We start from the raw sequence: 18,000 nt of genomic DNA, 5'->3' as shown, positions 1-18,000 counted from the left end.
ATTTAGTTAATCTCTGTGACTTATAAAGCGCTTTTTTTAATGCTTAAATTAATTGTGTGATAAATAGGATTTGAGGAGGTGAATAAATGGAAATTTTAAGTCCAGATTTAGTTTTTGCACAAGTCGAAGTTAAAACTTCTGATGAAATCATTCATTATCTAGCTGATCACTTAATGGATACTAAAAAAGTTAAGAGCACTTTTGAACAAGCAGTTAAAGATCGTGAAAGAGTTCATCCCACTGGATTGCCTAGCGGCAAAGTAGCCGTCGCTATTCCGCATACCGATGTTCAGTATGTCAATGAGGCTGCAATTACTTTTGCTACTTTAGCACATCCAGTTAAGTTTCATAATATGGCTGTGACTGATGAATGCTTGGATGTGCAGATAGTGGTTATGCTTGCACTGAAAAATCCACATAGCCAAGTTAAAATGTTACAAAAATTAATGGCGCTGTTTCAAAATCAAGAGCTACTAAGCAGCTTGTGCCTAATTAACAATAGTGCGCAGCTTTATAAAAGTATTTCAAAATATATTGAATAGTTAGGAGGACTTGTTATGAAATCAATTATCGATTTTATCATGTACATTGTTGGTCTGGGGCCAACTGTTTTAATTCCCATCATTATGTTGATATTTGGACTGTGCGTTCGTGTACCTTTTACTAAGGCTTTACGTGGCGGGTTAATGGTCGGAATAGGATTTATTGGATTAAATGCAACAGTTTCGATTCTAACCGATGTTATGAATCCTGCAATCAAAAACATGATTCAGGTAATGCATTTAAATTTAGAAGTGATTGATGTAGGTTGGCCATCTGCTTCAGCAATAGCCTATGGCACAGCAGTTGGAGTTAGTATGATTCCGTTAGGAATTGCAATTAATTTATTGATGTTAGTCACTAAAACTACTTCAACAATTGATGTTGATATTTGGGATTTTTGGCATTTTGCGTTCAGTGGTTCGCTTGTTTATGCTCTGACTAAAGACATTGTACTTAGCTTGTTTTTAGCTAGTGTGAACATGATTGTTATTATGGTGATTGCCGATAGAACTGCGCCACTTTCTGAAAAGTATTTAGGATTACCAGGAATTTCGGTGCCACATGGCTATGCAGGTTCATTTGTGCCAATCGCATTAGTAATCAATTGGATTATTGATAAAATTCCAGGTATTAATAAAATTCATATGGATGCCAAAGACTTTAATAAGAAGTTTGGTTCATGGGGAGAACCAACACTGTTGGGTTTTGCGATTGGTATTATCATTGGTGTTTTAGCTTATGGTTTTATTCCAGGAATGACAATTGCCACTAAATTAGGAAAGATAATGCTGATGGGTGTAACTCTATCCGCTGTCATGATTATTACCCCTAAGATGGCTGCATTACTTTTGCAAGGTGTGGTTCCTGTGTCTGATGCAATTCAATCTTTTACCCAAAAGAAGTTCTCTGGTAAAAGAAAAATTTATATTGGTATGGACACTGCGGTTGGAATTGGTAGTCCTGTTGTTCTAGCTTGTGCAACGTTGATGATTCCAGTAGCCTTGCTATTTGCGTTTATTTTACCAGGAAACAAGTTTTTACCAACGATTGGGCTAGTAGGGTTTGTTTTCATGTTTCCATTAATTGTTTCGGTTACTCATGGTGATTTCTTTAGATCATTTATCATTGGTGCAGTTAATGTGGTTTTAGGACTATGGATTGGCACTAATTTGGCACCGTTAGTCACTAAATGTGCTCGTGCAGCTCACTTTGCAATTCCTAAAGGTTCCTCACTTATTTCTAGTATTGATTACGGTTCAAATCCATTTCCTTGGTTAATTGTACAGATTGCACCGTATAAAATCTTTGCTTATGCCATTGGACTCATTTTAATCATCGGACTATGTTGGTGGAATAGAAGCAAAATTATTGCTGGAGAACAACAATTGACTAGTGATGAAGATAAAAAATAATTTTAAGTTTATATCAAAAAGAATAAGGAGATAATTATTATGAAAAAGATTTTAGTTGCTTGTGGTGCTGGAGTTGTTACTAGTACATCTGCAATGAATAAGTTACAAGAAGAATTAAAAAAGCGCGGAATTACTGAAGAGCAATATACATTAGGGCAATCCTCAGTTGCACAGGTTCAATCGCTGTCTTCTGATTATGACTTAGTTATTACAACTACCCAATATGACAATGATGAGGTTAAAGTACCAGTTGTTAATGGACTTGCATTGCTAACTAATATTGGGATTGATCAAGTAATTGATGAGATCATTAAGGATTTGAACTTCTAAACAATTTTAAGAAATAAGAAGGGTGATTAGTGTGATAAAAAAGCAATCTACTAAATTATTAAATGTGAAGAAACTGTTAGATTACTTAATAAAGGCACCTGATTTTGTTAGTCTAAATGAAATTATGGCAAACTTTAATATTTCACGCAGAACTTCCTTTAATTGGTTAAGTATGATTAATCAGCTTTTACAGGAGAATAATTTAGATAAGATTATTAATGTATCACACTATGGATATAAAATATCAGATCGAACCAAGCTGCAGTTAACATCAGACTCTGAGATATTGCCTAACTTGACTGAATATTCACACAAGGATTTAAGTTCTGATGAGCGACAAACAGCAATTATCTTATTTTTAATTAATAAGAATGATAATGTTTCAATTAATAAATTCGCGACAATGTTTGATTGTTCTCGTAATACAGTCATTAGTGACTTTAAAATTATTAAAAAAAGTTTCCCACAATTGACTATTACGAGTTCACGTTTAGGGCATAAGATTACTGGCAATGAAATCGATATCAGAACTACTATTTATGAATTATTAATACATGATAATAAGCTGGTTCTTAGGTTTATTGAACAGCTAGACTTTTCATTGGTAAAAGCTAAACAAATAATTCTAAATTCTCAACAGCAATTACAGATGAATTTTTCTGAAAATTCAATTAAGCTATTAACTTATTTGTTGGTCTTTAGCAAATGGCGAATTGTAAATGATAATAGTCTGCGAGATGATGCAGACTATTATTGGATCGACACTAATACTTCGACTGTATTACCAACTTGCACAGAAATTTTGAATTTATTTGTTGGGGAAAGTTATTCTAAAGGTGAAGTTACTTTTTTAAGTAAAGTTATTCTTTGTTCACAAGCCACAGAAGTTGGGTGCGTTAATAAAAAATTGTACGATGATTTAAATCATATTGCTCAAGAAATGATTTTTAGATATGAGCAATTAACAGAACAACAAATTTCTTATAAAATTTTCACCAAAGTCTTGTGTAATCATTTATATGCGACATTTTTTCGAGTAAAATTTGGAATTCCGTTTACTTCAAATGAAGTTAATGAAATTAAGCGACAATATCCAGAATTAATTAAATTTACGGCAATTGCTTGTGTACCGCTTGAACAATATTTACATAAGAAATTACCAAGTGATGAGATAGCATTGATCTGTCTTTATTTTGGCTCGGCAAACAACCAGGATTATCAAGATCTTTCTAATACAGATAAGGTAAAAAGGGCTTCACTGGCAGAAGTTCTAGTAGTATGTTCTAGTGGCATCGGTACTTCAGCAATGCTTTATTATGAGTTAACTAAATTATATCCACTGATTAAGTTTTCACTACCACTAGAGATACGTGATATCCCCAAAGTATTTAACTATAATTACCAGGCAAAGTTAATAATTAGTACCGCTAGTTTGAATACTGCAACTTATCCTATTCCGGTTGTAAATGTCAAGGCAGTCTTGACTAAGCATGATCAGAATATTATTGAAAAATTTTTGCGTGAAAATATGCCGCGGCAAATTGAACATAACGCAGGTGCGGTAGACAGACTAGTGACTATTATTAATGAATATGCAGATGTAAAAGATGAAAATGGCTTGCGTTCAAATTTAGATAGATTTATTTTTCCAGAAAATAATAGAAATAATCAATTTGATTTACCAAGTTTGGCAAGTTTATTACCAACTAATCATATTAAGTTTTTGAAGAATAAACCAAGTCTTTCTTGGGAAGAAGCTTTACAAATAGGTTGTCAAATACTTGAGCAAGATGGAGTCATTGCTAATTCGTATCTTCAAGAGATTATTAAACTGATTAAGAAATATGGTCCATACATGTTAATTGCAAATAATATATTTTTAGCCCACGCTGCTCCTAGTGATAGTAGTCGCGCAGTTGGGTTATCTCTTGTTCGATTAGATATGCCATTAGAAATAAAGGCGCGCGATCAAAGTGTCTGGGTAAAATGTATTTTTGTTTTATCACCTGGATTAAATCGTGAGCATGAGCGGGCTTTGGAACAACTAGTTGATATTGTTGGTAGTGGGGATATTGAGCAATTATTTAGTGCAAAAACGCCCAAAGAAGCTAGAAAGTTTTTGCTATCAGTTTATTGAAAAATAGCTAATTAAATACACGGTTTGATTTTTTGAATCGTGTATTTTGCTTGTGTTGCTATTTACAGATTAATTTACTAAAAAGCCATTTTAAAAGATGAAATAAAGTGTATAATTTGTGTGTCATAGTTACGTGATAAATTCTTTGAATTTTATAAAATTGAAAGAGGGAGATAATAATGGCACAGAATTTAAGTTATCAAGCTGACACTAAGGTGCAAAAAAATCGTTGGTGGATTTTGGTTGCAGTTGGCTTGTTTACTTTCATGTCAACGCTTGACGGTACGATTGTCAATATTGCATTGCCAGTAATTAGTCGCGATCTAGGTATTACGATGAGTCAGTCTGAATGGGTTTCATCGCTATATTTGATTGTTATTTGTAGCTTAATTTTATTTTTTGGTAAGCTAAGTGATTTACATGGAAAAATCAAAATCTTTCGTTTAGGGGCAATTTTCTTTATTACTGGTTCACTGTTATCAGGAATTAAAGTAAACTTGGTCTTTCTGCTAGTTGCGCGAGCAATTCAAGCAATTGGTGCCGCCATGACGATGGCTACCAATAATGGAATAATTACAGAAATTTTTCCTTCAACAGAACGTGGTAGGGCTTTGGGGACGATTGGTTCATTCGTAGCTTTGGGTTCGATCGCGGGTCCTGGACTAGGCGGAGTAATCTTAAGCCAGCTATCTTGGTCGTATATTTTTTGGTTGAATGTGCCAGTCGGAATAATTGCAGCAATTATTGGTGCTGTTGTTTTGCCTAAAGATATTACATTTGCTAAAACATCACTTGATAAGCTAGGAACTTTTAGCTTTGCTTTAGGAATGGTTACGCTGTTTGGCGGCATCTTTTTAGGACAACAGTTGGGATTTAGTGCTTTACCAGTTATTTTGATGTTAATCGCTGGTGTTGCTAGTTTTGTTTGGTTTGTTTATCTTGAGAATCATACTGCTAATCCGCTACTACGCTTTGGTTTATTTAAGAACTTAGACTTTTCGATTAGTTTACTATGTGCCCTGTTAATTTTTATTACAAATTTCTTCTTTAATGTAGTTACGCCATTTTATTTAGAAAATGCTCGTCATTTAGCTCCTAGTACAACAGGATATATTTTAATGATTATGCCAGTTGTGCAACTATTTGTCGCTCCGGTTGCTGGGACGGCTTCTGACAAGATTGGTTCTAAACTAATTACATTTATTGGTCTAGTTTTAATGCTGATTAGTCAGATTGGCTATTTCTTCTGTGATTTGAATTCATCAATTTGGCTATTTATCAGCTGTATTGCGATTATGGGGTTAGGTAGTGGAATTTTCAGTTCTCCTAATAATTCGCTAGTTATGAGTTCGGTTAAGCAAAAGGACTTGGGTGTTGCAGGTAGTATTAATTCGCTGTCACGAAATCTTGGGATGGTAATTGGGATCTCAAGTGCGACCACTGTCTTATTTACTGCAATGAGTCATGCTAAGGGAGCACGAGTAACGGGTTATTTACCTAAAGAACCAGAAATTTTTATTTTTGGGATGCACGTGGTTTTCTTAATTTCAATCATCATATGTGCAATTACTGTGATTTTGAGTGGTTGGCGATTATTTAGAAAAGAAAACTAACTATTTTGATATCGACAAAAATTTGTCTACCGACAATATTTAATGCTAAAATTGGTATGTTTGAAAAACTTGTAATTGAAAGGAATGTGAAAGTATGCGGATGTTATTAATGAGCCATGGACAAATGGCTAAGGCAGCTCTAGGTAGTGCAGAGCTAATCATGGGTGAACTTGACAATGTACAAGCAATTGGTCTTAACCCAGATCAGGGTCCTGATGATTTACAAAGTGCTGCTGAAGAATTTTTGAATCAAACTGAGGATGAAGAGACAGTGGTAGCTGTTGATTTATTAGGTGGGACTCCTTCTAATGTGGTAATCAGGTTGCTGGCTAAATATCCTAATATTCAGGTAATTAGTGGGATTAACTTGCCATTAATTATTGAGTTTGCTAATCAATCGATGATGGACAACGGATTAAATAAGGCACAATTAATTTCAATGGCCAAAGATGGCATTGCAGATGTCAACGAGAAATTGAAGTAATTCTACTCAAAAAAACAAGAGACACGAATGGTTGAAAATAATTATTTGTGTCTCTTTATTTTTATCAAAAATATTTTTATCAGTTTTTTTCTGATATACTAAGATATTAGTAAAAATAGTTTTACATAAATTTTAAGATCGAAGGAGAATTAAAATGGCAATATCATGGGTAACTTTAATTTGCTTGACATTATATGTTGCAATTGCCCAATTAGATTCCTTGGCCGGTAAGATCGGCCTGTATTCACCTGTATTTGCTGGTGCAGTAACTGGTTTGTTAATGGGTGACTTGAAAACAGGTTTGTTAATTGGCGGTACGTTGCAACTAACAACTTTAGGTGTTGGAACATACGGCGGAGCAACTGTACCTGACTTTTTATCAGGTTCTGTTATGGGAACGGCGTTTGCGATTATTGCGCATCGCGGTGTTGCATATGGAATTGGCTTGGCGATTCCGATCGGTTTATTGTTGACACAGATGGATATCTTGGGTCGATTGACTAACTCATACTTTCAGAGTTTAGCGGATAAGTATGCAGATAAAGGTGACTATAAAGGTGTTGAAAGGGCTAACTTGCTAGGTATCTTACCGTGGACACTGTCACGTGCAATTCCAGTTTTTGTCGGACTCTATTTCGGTTCAGCTGTAGTTAAGGCAATTAATGCTTGGATTCCACAATGGCTGATGAACGGCTTGAAGACTGCCGGAATTATTTTGCCAGCAATGGGAATTGCGATTTTGTTACGTTATCTACCTATTAAGAAGTATTTTGCATATTTCATCATTGGCTTTGTGTTGATGGCGTACTTTGCTAAGAGCTTTTCCTTACTCGGTGTAGCCCTAGTTGGTTTGGCTTTAGCTGCAATTCACGTTACCAATGCTACTAAAAATTCGGCATCACCCGAGCCTGCAACTGGTACATCAGAAGCGGTAACAACAGGTTCTAGTGATGGGGAGGTTGACATCGATGTCTAAATTAAATTTAAAACATTTGAATAAAAAAGATATTCGCAAAGTCTTTGTACATACTTGGTTAGGAATTCAATTAGGCTGGAATTATGAAAGAATGGAAGGACTAGGTTATGCTTATTCCGTTATTCCAGCTTTGAAAAAATTATACAAAGATGACAAAGAGAAGATGACGCGAGCATTAAAGATGGAAACTGCTTTCTTTAATACTACTCCTCAGATGAGTCATATTATCGTTGGTGCAGATATTGCGATGCAAGACGAGCTGGGATTAACTGATGAAAGTGAAGAAGCCATTACTGGATTAAAAACCGGATTAATGGGACCATTTGCTGGTGTTGGTGATACTGTTTTTATTGCGATTTATAACGCAATTATTTATTCAATTGCAGCGTATCTAGCTTTAGCAGGTCAATGGATTGGTCTACTTGTGCCAATTATTGGGTTTTTGGCTATGACTTGGACACGTTGGCAACTATTCATGATTGGTTTAAAGGAAGGGCGCAAGGTTGCGACAACCTTTTCAGATAAGATGTCACTGTTCACTGAAGGAGCGTCAATTCTGGGATTAACAGTTGTTGGCGGGATGATTCCTTCAGTAATTAATTACAAGCTTGACTTAACTTATAAGGTTGGTAAAGTTTCGATGAATGTGCAAGATATGCTGGATCAGATTATGCCAGGATTATTGCCACTATTAATTGCACTATTTTCCTATTGGATTTTAGGTAAGAAAAAGATGACTTCAACGAAGCTAATTTTCGTACTAATTGCGTTAGGCTTAGTCCTAGGAAATTTACAACCAATCTGCAGCTTTATTGCTAATCTATTTTAATCTGGAGGTAAGAGGATGACAGTAGTAGCAGCTCGTGTAGACGAGCGAATGATCCATGGTCAGGTTGCAACAGTATGGACCAATACTGTTGGTGCTGATCGTTTAATGGTTGCTAATGATAAAGTAGTTCATGATGATTTACAAATTTCTGCTTTAAAGATGGCTCGTCCAGCAGGTAAAAAATTGGCTATTTCTAGTATTGAAAAGGCCATTATTAATTTACAACCGGGAGCTAAATACACTAATGACAAAGTTTTTGTTATCACTAGAAACATTGCTGATATGGCTGCCCTGATTGATGGCGGAGCACCGATTACTAACTTCAATGTGGGTAATATCTCTGAAAAAGAAGGCTCGAAGGCAATTAAAAAGTCAGTCAATTTGACACCAGATGATGTTGCGACAATTAATCGTCTGCTGGATCAGGGGATCAAGATTACAGCCCAGATGGTTCCTAACGAATCAGATGCTTCAATTGCAACTTTTCTTGAGGAAAAATAGTTATGCAGGAGCAAGTAATTGCAACTGAATTAAAGGACTCTATTGCTAAGCAAGAAATTTATGGTGTCAGCTTTAGTTTAATTAGTCAGCAACAGAATCAATATACATATTGGGGCTTTACGGGTAAAGGCGAACAGCATCAGCCCGTGAGCCCTGATTTATATTATGATCTTGCTTCGTTAACTAAAGTGATTGCGACTACTACCAGATGTTTACAATTACTTGTTAACGGACGGATTAATTTAACTGATACTTTAGGTATGTTTTTGCCTAAAGCAGCAGCTAAGGAATTAACTATTGAGCAATTGTTGTTGCATCGAACAGGGCTAGTTGCCGATTTGCCTAATGTACATGAATTAACGTCAGTTGAGCTACAAGAACAGGTTTTGGCAAGTTTACCGCAAGTAACCCCGGGGACTAAAACGGAATATTCAGATCTAAACTTTATTTTATTAGGTTGGATTATTGCTCAAGTTGATGGTGATTTATTAGAAAGTATTACAGAGCATGTGTTTAAACCATTGAATATGGCACATACCTTCTATCAACCAGAGTTACATATTGCCACTAGCCTTTGTGTGCCAACTGAATATCAGGAAGAACGCGGTCTAGTTCAGGGCGAGGCGCATGATTATAAGGCACATTTACTTAATGGTGTTAGTGGTCATGCAGGTTTGTTTGGTACGCTAACTGATTTGACTAAATTTACCCGTGTTTTAAGCGGATTAACACCTAATGAACAGGTAATGCCGCAAGCGGCTTTCGATTTGCTGGCAAAGTATGATGTTGGTGCACGTACTCTTGGTTGGCAACGTTGGAGTCATGATGAGCAATACTGGCATACCGGATTTACTGGCACATCAATTGCATTTGATCGTCAAAAGCACACTGGCTTTGTTTGTTTGACTAATCGAATTTATCCGACTAGAACTAATAAAGGCTTTGTGCATACTAGAAGGCAACTATTACAAGCCTTTTTTGGACGTAAGAGAGAGTGGAATCAATGACAAAAATCACTGAAATAACAGTAGGAATAGTAAGTTTACCGCTAAAAACTCCATTTACAACGGCTCGTCATACTGTCACTGCTGCTCAAGCAGTTCAGGTAAAGGTCACATTGGCTAATGGATTAATTGGGGTTGGTACAGGTACTCCCAATGAGGTGGTAACTGGTGACACTTTAGCAAGTAGTCGAGCAGTATTAGAAGATGTTATCATTCCCAGCTTAATTGGTTGTGAATTTGAGGATTGGTCTAGCAATTTAGCAATTTTAAAAAACGCGATTCAAGATAATCAACCGGCTAAGGCTGCTGTTGAATTTGCCTTATACGATCTACGTTGTCAGACTTATCAGACTAGTTTAGTTAAATTGCTTGGCGGTAGGCAGGCTGCGGTAACTACTGATATGACTTTGGGAATTAAGCCACTTGATCAAATGGTCGCGGCTGCCCAAGAGTTTGTTAAGCAAGGTTTTACTACATTAAAAATCAAAGTTGGTTCTAATGGGATTGCAGCGGACTTGCATTTAATTGCAACAATCAGTAAAGCTGTAGGACCACAGATTAAGCTGCGCCTTGATGCTAATCAGGGCTGGAGCCGGATGGAAGCTGCTCAAGCATTGCGTGAACTAGCTAATGCCAATTTGCCAATTGAATTTGTTGAGCAGCCATTAGCGGCAAATGATATTGCAGGTTTAAGAGAATTAACGCAGCTGCACATTTTGCCAATTATGGCGGATGAGAGTGCCTTTTCTTATCAAGATGTAATTCGCCTATGCAGTGAGCATGCAGTGGATTACGTAAATATTAAATTAATGAAAACCGGTGGATTGTCTGAAGCTGAAAAAATTAATGATATTTGTGCTGCCTCTGGGATTTCCTGCATGATTGGCTGCATGATTGAGCCAACCAATAGTATTCAGGCGGCAATTGCCTTTGCAGCGAGTCATGAGAATGTAAAATTTGCTGATCTTGATTCTGTTTATATGACTAAAGAAGTTCCAGAAGGACTGATATTAAATGGGCCAGAATTACGGATAAAATAATGTCAGATTTTAAACAAAAAATTGCTAAATTACAACCGCAAATTGATTATCAACTTTACCTATCTAGTTCGTGGGGAATGGAAGTTGCAATTAATTCTAGTCAGCTATGGCCATGTGCAAGCCTGATCAAATTAGGCATTGCTGAATATGGGCAACAAATAGCTCTTAAAAAGCCAGAATTATTAACAGAAAAAGTTACTTTATTACCAGCAGATATTGTTGGTGGTGCCGGAACGCTGCAATTACTTTCACCGCAGACATATACGGTAAAAGACCTGTTACAGCTGATGTTAATTCAGTCAGATAATACTGCTACCAATGCGTTATTATCGACTTGGCAATTAGCTAAAATTCAGGCATGGCTTAACCAAAATTATCCTCAAGTATTACTGCAGCGGCGCTTGATGGCACTAGCAGTTAATGGCGAGAATCTGGCAACTGCTAAAAGCATAGCGCAATTATTAGCAGCTTGTTTTGATTATCAAGATGAATATGGACAAACCGTGCAGGTAAGTCTGCACCATCAAATGAGTCATGATAAATTGGTTTGGCCAGTTAATATTGGTGAATATACTAAAATTAAAACGTACAATAAAACTGGTGAATTACTTGGGTATGACCATGATGCTGCACGTTTTTATCTCGGTGATGCTTGGCTTGACTGTGTGGTAATGACTAAATATGCCACTGGCAAAAGAAGCCAGGCAGTAACCTTTTTGCAGTCAGTTGGTCGTTTGCTTTGTCAAACTTTAGTAGAATATCAACAATAAAAATTAAGCAATCTTCAATTAAATTTTGATGATTGCTTTTTTGATATTTAAGATTAAATCAGCATGATAATATTTATAAATTTTTTTAAGTTGAATAAAAATAAAATGTTGATTTTGATTTAGATGTTAACATTTTGGCGCTGTTTTACTAAAACTAATTTTTTAATGATTTATTGTTACATTTCGCACTTTTAGGTATATGATTACTATAGGAGAAATGATAGCGTAAACAAGGAGGATTGTTGAATGGACCATAGAATTGTTACCTACCCTGCCATTTTTAAACCATTGGAAGATGATGTGTATGTAATTAGCTTTCCTGATGTTAAGGGCGCGATTACTGAAGGACAAGGCTTGCGAGAATCACTTAAAATGGCTGCTGATACGTTGGCAAGTAGGTTATACAATAAAGCACAATTGCCTAAAATTACTGCAATTGATGATATTGAGCTTGCAGATGATGGCTCTTTTGTGGCACCAGTATCAGCTGACTTGACTGAAGCAGCGCGTGATCGAATAAATTATCGAATTTAAACAAAAAAGCACCTCAGAAACTGAGGTACTTTTTGTATTAACTTGTTCCAAAAATCAATTATTATAATTCTCGCGAACAAACTAATTATATTATATTGAACTGATTTTGACTATCAATTTAACTCAAAAGTTATTAAACGAGTATAACTTGGTGGCACTATAATTGATACTCACTTAGGAAAGTTTCTCTGATTGTCCAAATTGCTAGTTTTAATCAAAATTGACAGAGTTAGGGTTTGAGTGCTATTTTTAAATGGGAAAAAGTTTGGAGTGAATTATGCAGACAATTGAAAATTCTCTTTTACGACTGTCGATTGATGAGCAGGGGGCAGAACTGGTTAGTGTGATTTCACCTAACAATCAGCGTGATTATTTCAAAAATGGAATTAACCAAAGTAAGCTTGCGATTTTTTTTGCTGAAAATGAGCAAAAAGATAATTTGGCGAGTTCATTGCCCTGGACGATAATTGATAAGGGAGATACACAAGTCAGTTTTGCTTTAATCGATGATACTGCTAGCTATAAGCAGTTTCCGTATCATTTTGAAGTAATTTTGACTTATCAACTTGAAGGAAACCGGATAGCAGTAAAATGCTATGTACAAAACAATTCGCATAAGCAGATGCCATTTTCTTTAAAACTGGTATTAGATCAGCTTGTAGATTGGCAGATTGAACCAATCATGGAAAATGTAGAATTAACGCAAGATGAGCTTAAATTAGAATTATCGTCACCGCAACTGAATTTGCAAGTCGGTGACGGACGTGTTTGCGCTGTTCAAGATGACAAGCTTCTTGCTGGTGACAGTAATACGGAATATCATCTCAGCTTGACGCTTAACTAAGATTGTAATGATTTTAATAAGAAATCAAAGGCAAATCAGCATTGATTTGCCTTTTTTGCTATAATACATTCATTGTTAATTAATTATTCAGGTAAATAAATTATGACTCATAACGATAGGCACCCGGATAAGACCCGGGTCGAAATACATGCAAAAGATTATCATAAGAAGCGGCGAATTTTAGGTTGGGTGCTAGGGATCTTAACAGCTGGTGTTTTGGCTGTTGCGATTTATTCAGCTTATATTTATTATCAAACTAAAAATGCTGTTGATAATACTTATGATCGTCATAATCAGGTTCAAATTAAAAATGATGAATTCAATGGAAAAAATGAATTTGCAGTTTTGCTAATGGGAACAGATACTGGTGCACTTGATCGTAAGGAAAAAGTCGGTAATACTGACACGATGATTATTGCCACTGTTAATCCACGTAAAAAACGCTATACCTTAATGTCTGTTCCTAGAGATACTATGGCTGAAATGGTTGGCGCAGAAAAATTTCAAATTGAAAAAATTAATGCGGCTTATCCATTAGGTGGTGCCAAGATGGCGATGTCCAGTGTTTCGCAGTTAGTTAACATTCCAATTAAGTATTATGCTTTAGTTAATATGAAAGGAATTATGCGATTAATTCGAGATGTTGATGGGCTGGATATCAAGCCAACCCTTAGTTTTGAGTATGGCGGTTATATCTTTAAAAAAGGTCAACTAACCCATATGGGTGGCGGTGGTGCGCTTGCTTATTCGCGAATGCGCTATGATGATCCTGAGGGCGATTATGGTCGCCAGAAACGGCAGCGACAAATTATTACGGCTTTAATTCAAAAGTCCTTATCATTGAATACTTTACCTAAACTTGATTCCGTTTTAGAAGCAATTTCTGGTAATGTTAAAACTAATTTACCTTTTAAAGCATTAGAAGCAATTGCTTTTAATTATCGTTCATCGACTAAACATGTCAAAAATGATTATTTACATGGTCACAGCGCCATGGTTGATGATGCTGCCTACCAAATTCAATCTACTAAAGAATTACAGCGAGTTTCAGACTATTTAAGACAAGAACTGGGTCTGCCGCAAGAAACAGTTAATAATAATGAAACTCAGCAAAATAAACTGAATCAACAGCAGGGATTTAAGTTTAGTGATGCTGAAGCACAGAATTATCATATTTATCGTAATTCTAGCCAACAGTTGATAGAAAAGGATGATAATTAATGGCGCACTTTTGGGCTTTAATAATTGGATATTTATTTGGGAATTTGCTGTTTGCTATGTTGGTGGGCCGTTTTTGGTTGCATCAGGATCCGACTAAAGTTGGCTCAGGCAATCCCGGTACGGCTAATGTTGGTGCTGTTTTTGGCAAAAAATGGGGTATTATTACTTGCATTGGTGATGTTACTAAAAGTATCGCTGCTTTATTAATTGTGCATTATTTTTTACCAGGAAGACTGAATTTGCTGTATACTGGTTTAGGTTTAGTATTAGGTCATTGCTTTCCAATTTGGAATCATTTTCAGGGTGGTAAAGGTGTAACTATCGCTGCTATTTTGACTATTAGCTATGATCTAAAGGCTGGTGCTCTTAGCTTATTGGTTGCCCTACTACTGATGATTTGGCTAAAAAACCTAACTATCCCTCCATTAACCTTTATGTTATTGTTTACACTTTATGAGTTTACACAGTTCACACAAGCAGGGGTGGTTTTAGCGATAATTACTCTGGTCATGGGGTATAAGTTCAGGTTTGATTTACGTGACTTTTTTACAGGGCAGGCTAAACGTGTTGATGTTTTAACCACTGTTAAGAAAAAAATTGGTCAGTTAATGGAATAATCTTTGGGCAGTAATCTTTTAGTGAGGATGTATAACTAGAAAAATGAATAAAAATAAAAAAACTTCAAAAGCTTGGCAAATAATCTGCCTATTAGCTGCTACTTTTTTTATGTTGGTGCAGATGTACAATCTAAAAGGAGCCGCTGCTAGAACCTCATATTCGTTTATTAATTTTATGCCGAATATGTTGCATAATGCGACTTTGATAATTGTTCCGTTAGTTTTTGGTGCAGTTTATAGTAAAAAGAAGCAACGTCCTAGTGAAAGCTTTAAGTTTTGGCTGATGGCCATTGTAACTTTAATCATTTACTATGTCTTATTTTTTATTAAGTCACCAGGACGCTTCAATATGTGGCGTGTTTGGGGAATGTTATTTCCAATTATTACTAGTACTTCTGTCTTGTTTGCTGGTCTATTTTTTAGTTTGCTGGCGCAACCTTATTTGTACGACTTACAGCATCGCCTAACTAAAAAACAAAATTTACTAATTTTGAGTTTGTTAACGGTCTTAGGCTTTTCTTTAAGCGCCGGTAATTTAACCTTTCAATATTCGCTTTATGGGCTTTATTTAATCTTGTTCTTTAGCTGGGGAATGTTCTTAGCTAATATAGAAATTCCTCGTAAGCTCTATTGGGCAGGACTAGTTACTGGCTTAGTGTCCTTTTTTGTAGTTTTAATTGGTGTGCCAGGCTTTGATGCGGTTTATTGGTCACAGATTATCTCTGGCAATGGCGGCGGTGATTGGAATCGGGAATTTTTAAATAACCCTTCTTCACCGTTTATGTTATTAATGGTGATTGCAGTCTTTTTACTGTTCAAAAAAGTAATTGTATCTTTTAGCAGTAGACAGATGCACTTATTCATTCCGATAATTATCTTTATGGACGCTCCGATTTCCAGTAAATTTATGAACGCATTTCGCTTTACGGATTCCTCGGCACTTAACAAATTAATCTTGTTAATCATAATGGCAGTTATTGCTTGGGTTTGGAGTGGTCTACTTGAGCGTTACTTATTTAAAGTTAAGCCATTTGCTAAAGTAATTCATTACCTTAATCAAGAATCGAGCTTGGCTAAGATTTGTGAAACGGCATGGGGTCATTTTACCAGCTGGGTAATTAGTAATCGGGTTAATTTACTAACTTGGGCCTGGTTTTACGTACTTAGTTTTGCTTCTTTCTTAATTGAATCAGATAACTTACGAATTCAGATTAATACAGCTTCGACGATTAATGCGATTGTTTATTTACTAGGAACTAAATTTTTCGCAATTGTGCTGACTACAATCTTTCTTGATGCCCTATTTTCTGTCTTTTACTTTGTTACGACAAGGTATTGGACGTCTAATATGTTAGTCAGTGTGATTGGTATTGGTTGGGCAGTTGCTAACAAGATTAAGCTTAACTTACGTGGTGAACCAATCTATCCAACTGAATTAAGTGAAATTGTCAATTTAAATACGCTGTTACCAATGATTGGTAAGACGATGGTCATTGCCATTGTGATTGCCTTAGTAGTTGTGATTATTTTAGATATCTTTTTAGAGCATAAATATCCAATTAAGAAAAAAGGTTCGTGGAAGCGGCGTGGAATTTGGGCACTAATTAGCTTACTCTTGTTTTTGACACCACTACGATTCAATCATGATGGCGGAGTTATTTATCATATTAGTCATGGCTTTGATAATAAGCAGAAATTTCGTAACCCTGAACGTGATATTCAGGTTAATGGACCAGTTCTTAATTTTCTAAATTATATTGATTTACAGATTATGGATCAACCGGCCAATTATTCTAAAACTACGATTAATCATTTAAATGATAAATATGCCAAGGTTGCTAACAAGATTAATAAAACTCGTAAGAATGATCTGGACAAGCAAACAATTGTCTTTAATTTAAGTGAGAGTTTTGTTGATCCGAATACTTTCCCAACGATTAGAATTGATAAGGATGTGCCAAATCCGGTTAAGTTTATCCAATCGATGAAGTCACGTTCAACTTATGGTACTATGCTTAGTGCCGGTTACGGTGGCGGTACTGCCAATATGGAGTGGGAGACACTTACAGGACTTAATATGGGGTTATTTAAGTCAACTTTGACACCATATGTTCAGGTTGTTCCCAATTATGACTTTTATCCAACTATTGGGATGAATTTTGATTATAAGTCGGCGATTCATCCATTCATCGGAACCTATTATTCACGGATGGAAGATTATCATCGTTTTAAGTTTGATAAATTTGCTTATGAAGGTTCAAAATATAAGATTGTCGATCAGAAGAAGTTAGGTAAAAACAGTTATAATTCTGACTTTACAACTTACAGTAACGGTATGCGTCAGATTAATTCACGTAAAGGTGGACAATTTATTAATCTGATTTCGATTCAAAATCACATGCCATATAATGATTGGTATCCAGATAATGAATACATGGGTAAAGTTTCAGGTGATTTGTTCAAGACAGCTGCTGTACGTGAACAGATGTCAACTTATATCAAGGGTACTCAATATACAGATAAAGCTGTTAAGCAATTTATTGGTCAAATCGATCAGGTTAAGAAGCCAATTACTTTGGTCTTCTACGGTGATCATTATCCAAGTATTTTATCGCAAAATTACACAGCCAAATACCCATTACAGATGCATTCAACCCGTTACTTTATCTATTCTAATAAGTATGCACGTGAACATGGTGCCAAAACTAGACTGCCACGCAAGGCCAATAATTATGTCAATACTAGTGACTTCATTGCCATGATGCTAGAACAGACAGACTCTAAAGTGACACCATATCAAGCATTGCTAACTGAGGTCCATAAGAAACTGCCAGCTATTTCAATTAACTTCAAAGGTGATAAAGGTTTTGAGTTAATTGGACGTAAGGGTCAGGTTGTTGACCCTAAATCATTGACTAAGAAGCAACAAGAACTGTTAGCTGATTATGAAATGATTCAATATGATATGACTTCTGGCAAGGCTTATGGATTAGAGAGTAAAGGTTTTTACAAATAAATTGGACTAGTATTGACTAATTAGAAATAAATTAGTATTATCATTTGTAATGAATTTAAGTAGTGCTTCGACTCAGAGAACAGAGAACTAGTGGTAGGTGTGAGCTAGGCAGGTTGTGGTTACGAATTA

At 35.8% G+C, this 18,000-nt stretch carries 17 protein-coding genes; all 17 read left to right on the top strand.

Features of this window, described 5'->3' with window-relative positions; translation table 11 throughout:
• The first annotated feature begins 86 nt into the window (after positions 1–86).
• The 17 genes from OZX59_RS04520 (at position 87) to OZX59_RS04440 (ending at position 17,871) form a co-directional block, all read left to right on the top strand.
• The gene (locus OZX59_RS04520) at positions 87–542 is read left to right on the top strand and encodes a PTS sugar transporter subunit IIA (RefSeq protein ID WP_277126950.1); all 456 of its coding nucleotides are present in this window, start codon (positions 87–89) and stop codon (positions 540–542) included.
• 15 nt (positions 543–557) lie between these two features.
• Complete coding sequence (locus tag OZX59_RS04515) at positions 558–1,955, top strand: PTS transporter subunit IIC (RefSeq protein ID WP_277126949.1); 1,398 nt, start codon at positions 558–560, stop codon at positions 1,953–1,955.
• A gap of 39 nt (positions 1,956–1,994) precedes the next feature.
• Positions 1,995–2,285 (top strand): PTS sugar transporter subunit IIB, encoded by a 291-nt coding sequence (locus tag OZX59_RS04510; RefSeq protein WP_277126948.1) that lies wholly within the window; start codon positions 1,995–1,997, stop codon positions 2,283–2,285.
• A 31-nt stretch (positions 2,286–2,316) separates the two neighbouring features.
• Positions 2,317–4,422, top strand: a complete 2,106-nt coding sequence (locus OZX59_RS04505; RefSeq protein WP_277126947.1) for a PTS sugar transporter subunit IIA — start codon at positions 2,317–2,319, stop codon at positions 4,420–4,422.
• A gap of 179 nt (positions 4,423–4,601) precedes the next feature.
• Positions 4,602–6,035, top strand: coding sequence for an MFS transporter (locus OZX59_RS04500; RefSeq protein WP_277126946.1), 1,434 nt, complete (start codon positions 4,602–4,604; stop codon positions 6,033–6,035).
• A gap of 94 nt (positions 6,036–6,129) precedes the next feature.
• Positions 6,130–6,519, top strand: coding sequence for a PTS sugar transporter subunit IIA (locus OZX59_RS04495; protein ID WP_277126945.1), 390 nt, complete (start codon positions 6,130–6,132; stop codon positions 6,517–6,519).
• Positions 6,520–6,673: 154 nt separating this feature from the next.
• On the top strand, positions 6,674–7,495 hold the full coding sequence (locus tag OZX59_RS04490; RefSeq protein WP_277126944.1) for a PTS sugar transporter subunit IIC: 822 nt from the start codon (positions 6,674–6,676) through the stop codon (positions 7,493–7,495).
• Positions 7,488–8,324, top strand: coding sequence for a PTS system mannose/fructose/sorbose family transporter subunit IID (locus OZX59_RS04485; RefSeq protein WP_277126943.1), 837 nt, complete (start codon positions 7,488–7,490; stop codon positions 8,322–8,324). The genes OZX59_RS04490 and OZX59_RS04485 overlap by 8 nt, the downstream gene beginning before the upstream one ends.
• A 15-nt stretch (positions 8,325–8,339) precedes the next feature.
• Positions 8,340–8,825, top strand: coding sequence for a PTS sugar transporter subunit IIB (locus OZX59_RS04480; RefSeq protein WP_277126942.1), 486 nt, complete (start codon positions 8,340–8,342; stop codon positions 8,823–8,825).
• A 2-nt stretch (positions 8,826–8,827) separates the two neighbouring features.
• Entirely contained in the window at positions 8,828–9,832 is a 1,005-nt protein-coding gene (locus OZX59_RS04475) for a serine hydrolase domain-containing protein (protein ID WP_277126941.1), read from the top strand.
• Positions 9,829–10,869 (top strand): dipeptide epimerase, encoded by a 1,041-nt coding sequence (locus OZX59_RS04470; protein WP_277126940.1) that lies wholly within the window; start codon positions 9,829–9,831, stop codon positions 10,867–10,869. Before OZX59_RS04475 ends, OZX59_RS04470 begins: the two co-directional genes overlap by 4 nt.
• Complete coding sequence (locus OZX59_RS04465; RefSeq protein WP_277126939.1) at positions 10,869–11,639, top strand: serine hydrolase; 771 nt, start codon at positions 10,869–10,871, stop codon at positions 11,637–11,639. The genes OZX59_RS04470 and OZX59_RS04465 overlap by 1 nt, the downstream gene beginning before the upstream one ends.
• Before the next feature lie 246 nt (positions 11,640–11,885).
• Positions 11,886–12,173 (top strand): type II toxin-antitoxin system HicB family antitoxin, encoded by a 288-nt coding sequence (locus tag OZX59_RS04460; protein ID WP_277126938.1) that lies wholly within the window; start codon positions 11,886–11,888, stop codon positions 12,171–12,173.
• A gap of 277 nt (positions 12,174–12,450) precedes the next feature.
• Entirely contained in the window at positions 12,451–13,017 is a 567-nt protein-coding gene (locus tag OZX59_RS04455; RefSeq protein ID WP_277126936.1) for an aldose epimerase, read from the top strand.
• A gap of 102 nt (positions 13,018–13,119) precedes the next feature.
• Positions 13,120–14,238 (top strand): LCP family protein, encoded by a 1,119-nt coding sequence (locus tag OZX59_RS04450; RefSeq protein WP_277126935.1) that lies wholly within the window; start codon positions 13,120–13,122, stop codon positions 14,236–14,238.
• Entirely contained in the window at positions 14,238–14,855 is a 618-nt protein-coding gene (locus tag OZX59_RS04445; RefSeq protein ID WP_277126934.1) for a glycerol-3-phosphate acyltransferase, read from the top strand. Before OZX59_RS04450 ends, OZX59_RS04445 begins: the two co-directional genes overlap by 1 nt.
• Before the next feature lie 43 nt (positions 14,856–14,898).
• A complete protein-coding gene (locus tag OZX59_RS04440) occupies positions 14,899–17,871 on the top strand; it encodes an LTA synthase family protein (RefSeq protein ID WP_277126933.1) in 2,973 nt (990 codons plus the stop codon).
• Positions 17,872–18,000: the final 129 nt, after the last annotated feature.

It is taken from the genome of Lactobacillus sp. ESL0681, from assembly GCF_029392835.1.
GTDB lineage: Bacteria > Bacillota > Bacilli > Lactobacillales > Lactobacillaceae > Lactobacillus.
This window is presented reverse-complemented; position numbering and strand designations above follow the sequence as displayed.

Bases quoted from the DNA above. Each gene is read 5' to 3' on its own strand.
- OZX59_RS04520 (WP_277126950.1), top strand. From the start codon at position 87: ATGGAAATTTTAAGTCCAGATTTAGTTTTTGCACAAGTCGAAGTTAAA.
- OZX59_RS04515 (WP_277126949.1), top strand. From the start codon at position 558: ATGAAATCAATTATCGATTTTATCATGTACATTGTTGGTCTGGGGCCA.
- OZX59_RS04510 (WP_277126948.1), top strand. From the start codon at position 1,995: ATGAAAAAGATTTTAGTTGCTTGTGGTGCTGGAGTTGTTACTAGTACA.
- OZX59_RS04500 (WP_277126946.1), top strand. From the start codon at position 4,602: ATGGCACAGAATTTAAGTTATCAAGCTGACACTAAGGTGCAAAAAAAT.
- OZX59_RS04495 (WP_277126945.1), top strand. From the start codon at position 6,130: ATGCGGATGTTATTAATGAGCCATGGACAAATGGCTAAGGCAGCTCTA.
- OZX59_RS04490 (WP_277126944.1), top strand. From the start codon at position 6,674: ATGGCAATATCATGGGTAACTTTAATTTGCTTGACATTATATGTTGCA.
- OZX59_RS04485 (WP_277126943.1), top strand. From the start codon at position 7,488: ATGTCTAAATTAAATTTAAAACATTTGAATAAAAAAGATATTCGCAAA.
- OZX59_RS04480 (WP_277126942.1), top strand. From the start codon at position 8,340: ATGACAGTAGTAGCAGCTCGTGTAGACGAGCGAATGATCCATGGTCAG.
- OZX59_RS04475 (WP_277126941.1), top strand. From the start codon at position 8,828: ATGCAGGAGCAAGTAATTGCAACTGAATTAAAGGACTCTATTGCTAAG.
- OZX59_RS04470 (WP_277126940.1), top strand. From the start codon at position 9,829: ATGACAAAAATCACTGAAATAACAGTAGGAATAGTAAGTTTACCGCTA.
- OZX59_RS04465 (WP_277126939.1), top strand. From the start codon at position 10,869: ATGTCAGATTTTAAACAAAAAATTGCTAAATTACAACCGCAAATTGAT.
- OZX59_RS04460 (WP_277126938.1), top strand. From the start codon at position 11,886: ATGGACCATAGAATTGTTACCTACCCTGCCATTTTTAAACCATTGGAA.
- OZX59_RS04455 (WP_277126936.1), top strand. From the start codon at position 12,451: ATGCAGACAATTGAAAATTCTCTTTTACGACTGTCGATTGATGAGCAG.
- OZX59_RS04450 (WP_277126935.1), top strand. From the start codon at position 13,120: ATGACTCATAACGATAGGCACCCGGATAAGACCCGGGTCGAAATACAT.
- OZX59_RS04445 (WP_277126934.1), top strand. From the start codon at position 14,238: ATGGCGCACTTTTGGGCTTTAATAATTGGATATTTATTTGGGAATTTG.
- OZX59_RS04440 (WP_277126933.1), top strand. From the start codon at position 14,899: ATGAATAAAAATAAAAAAACTTCAAAAGCTTGGCAAATAATCTGCCTA.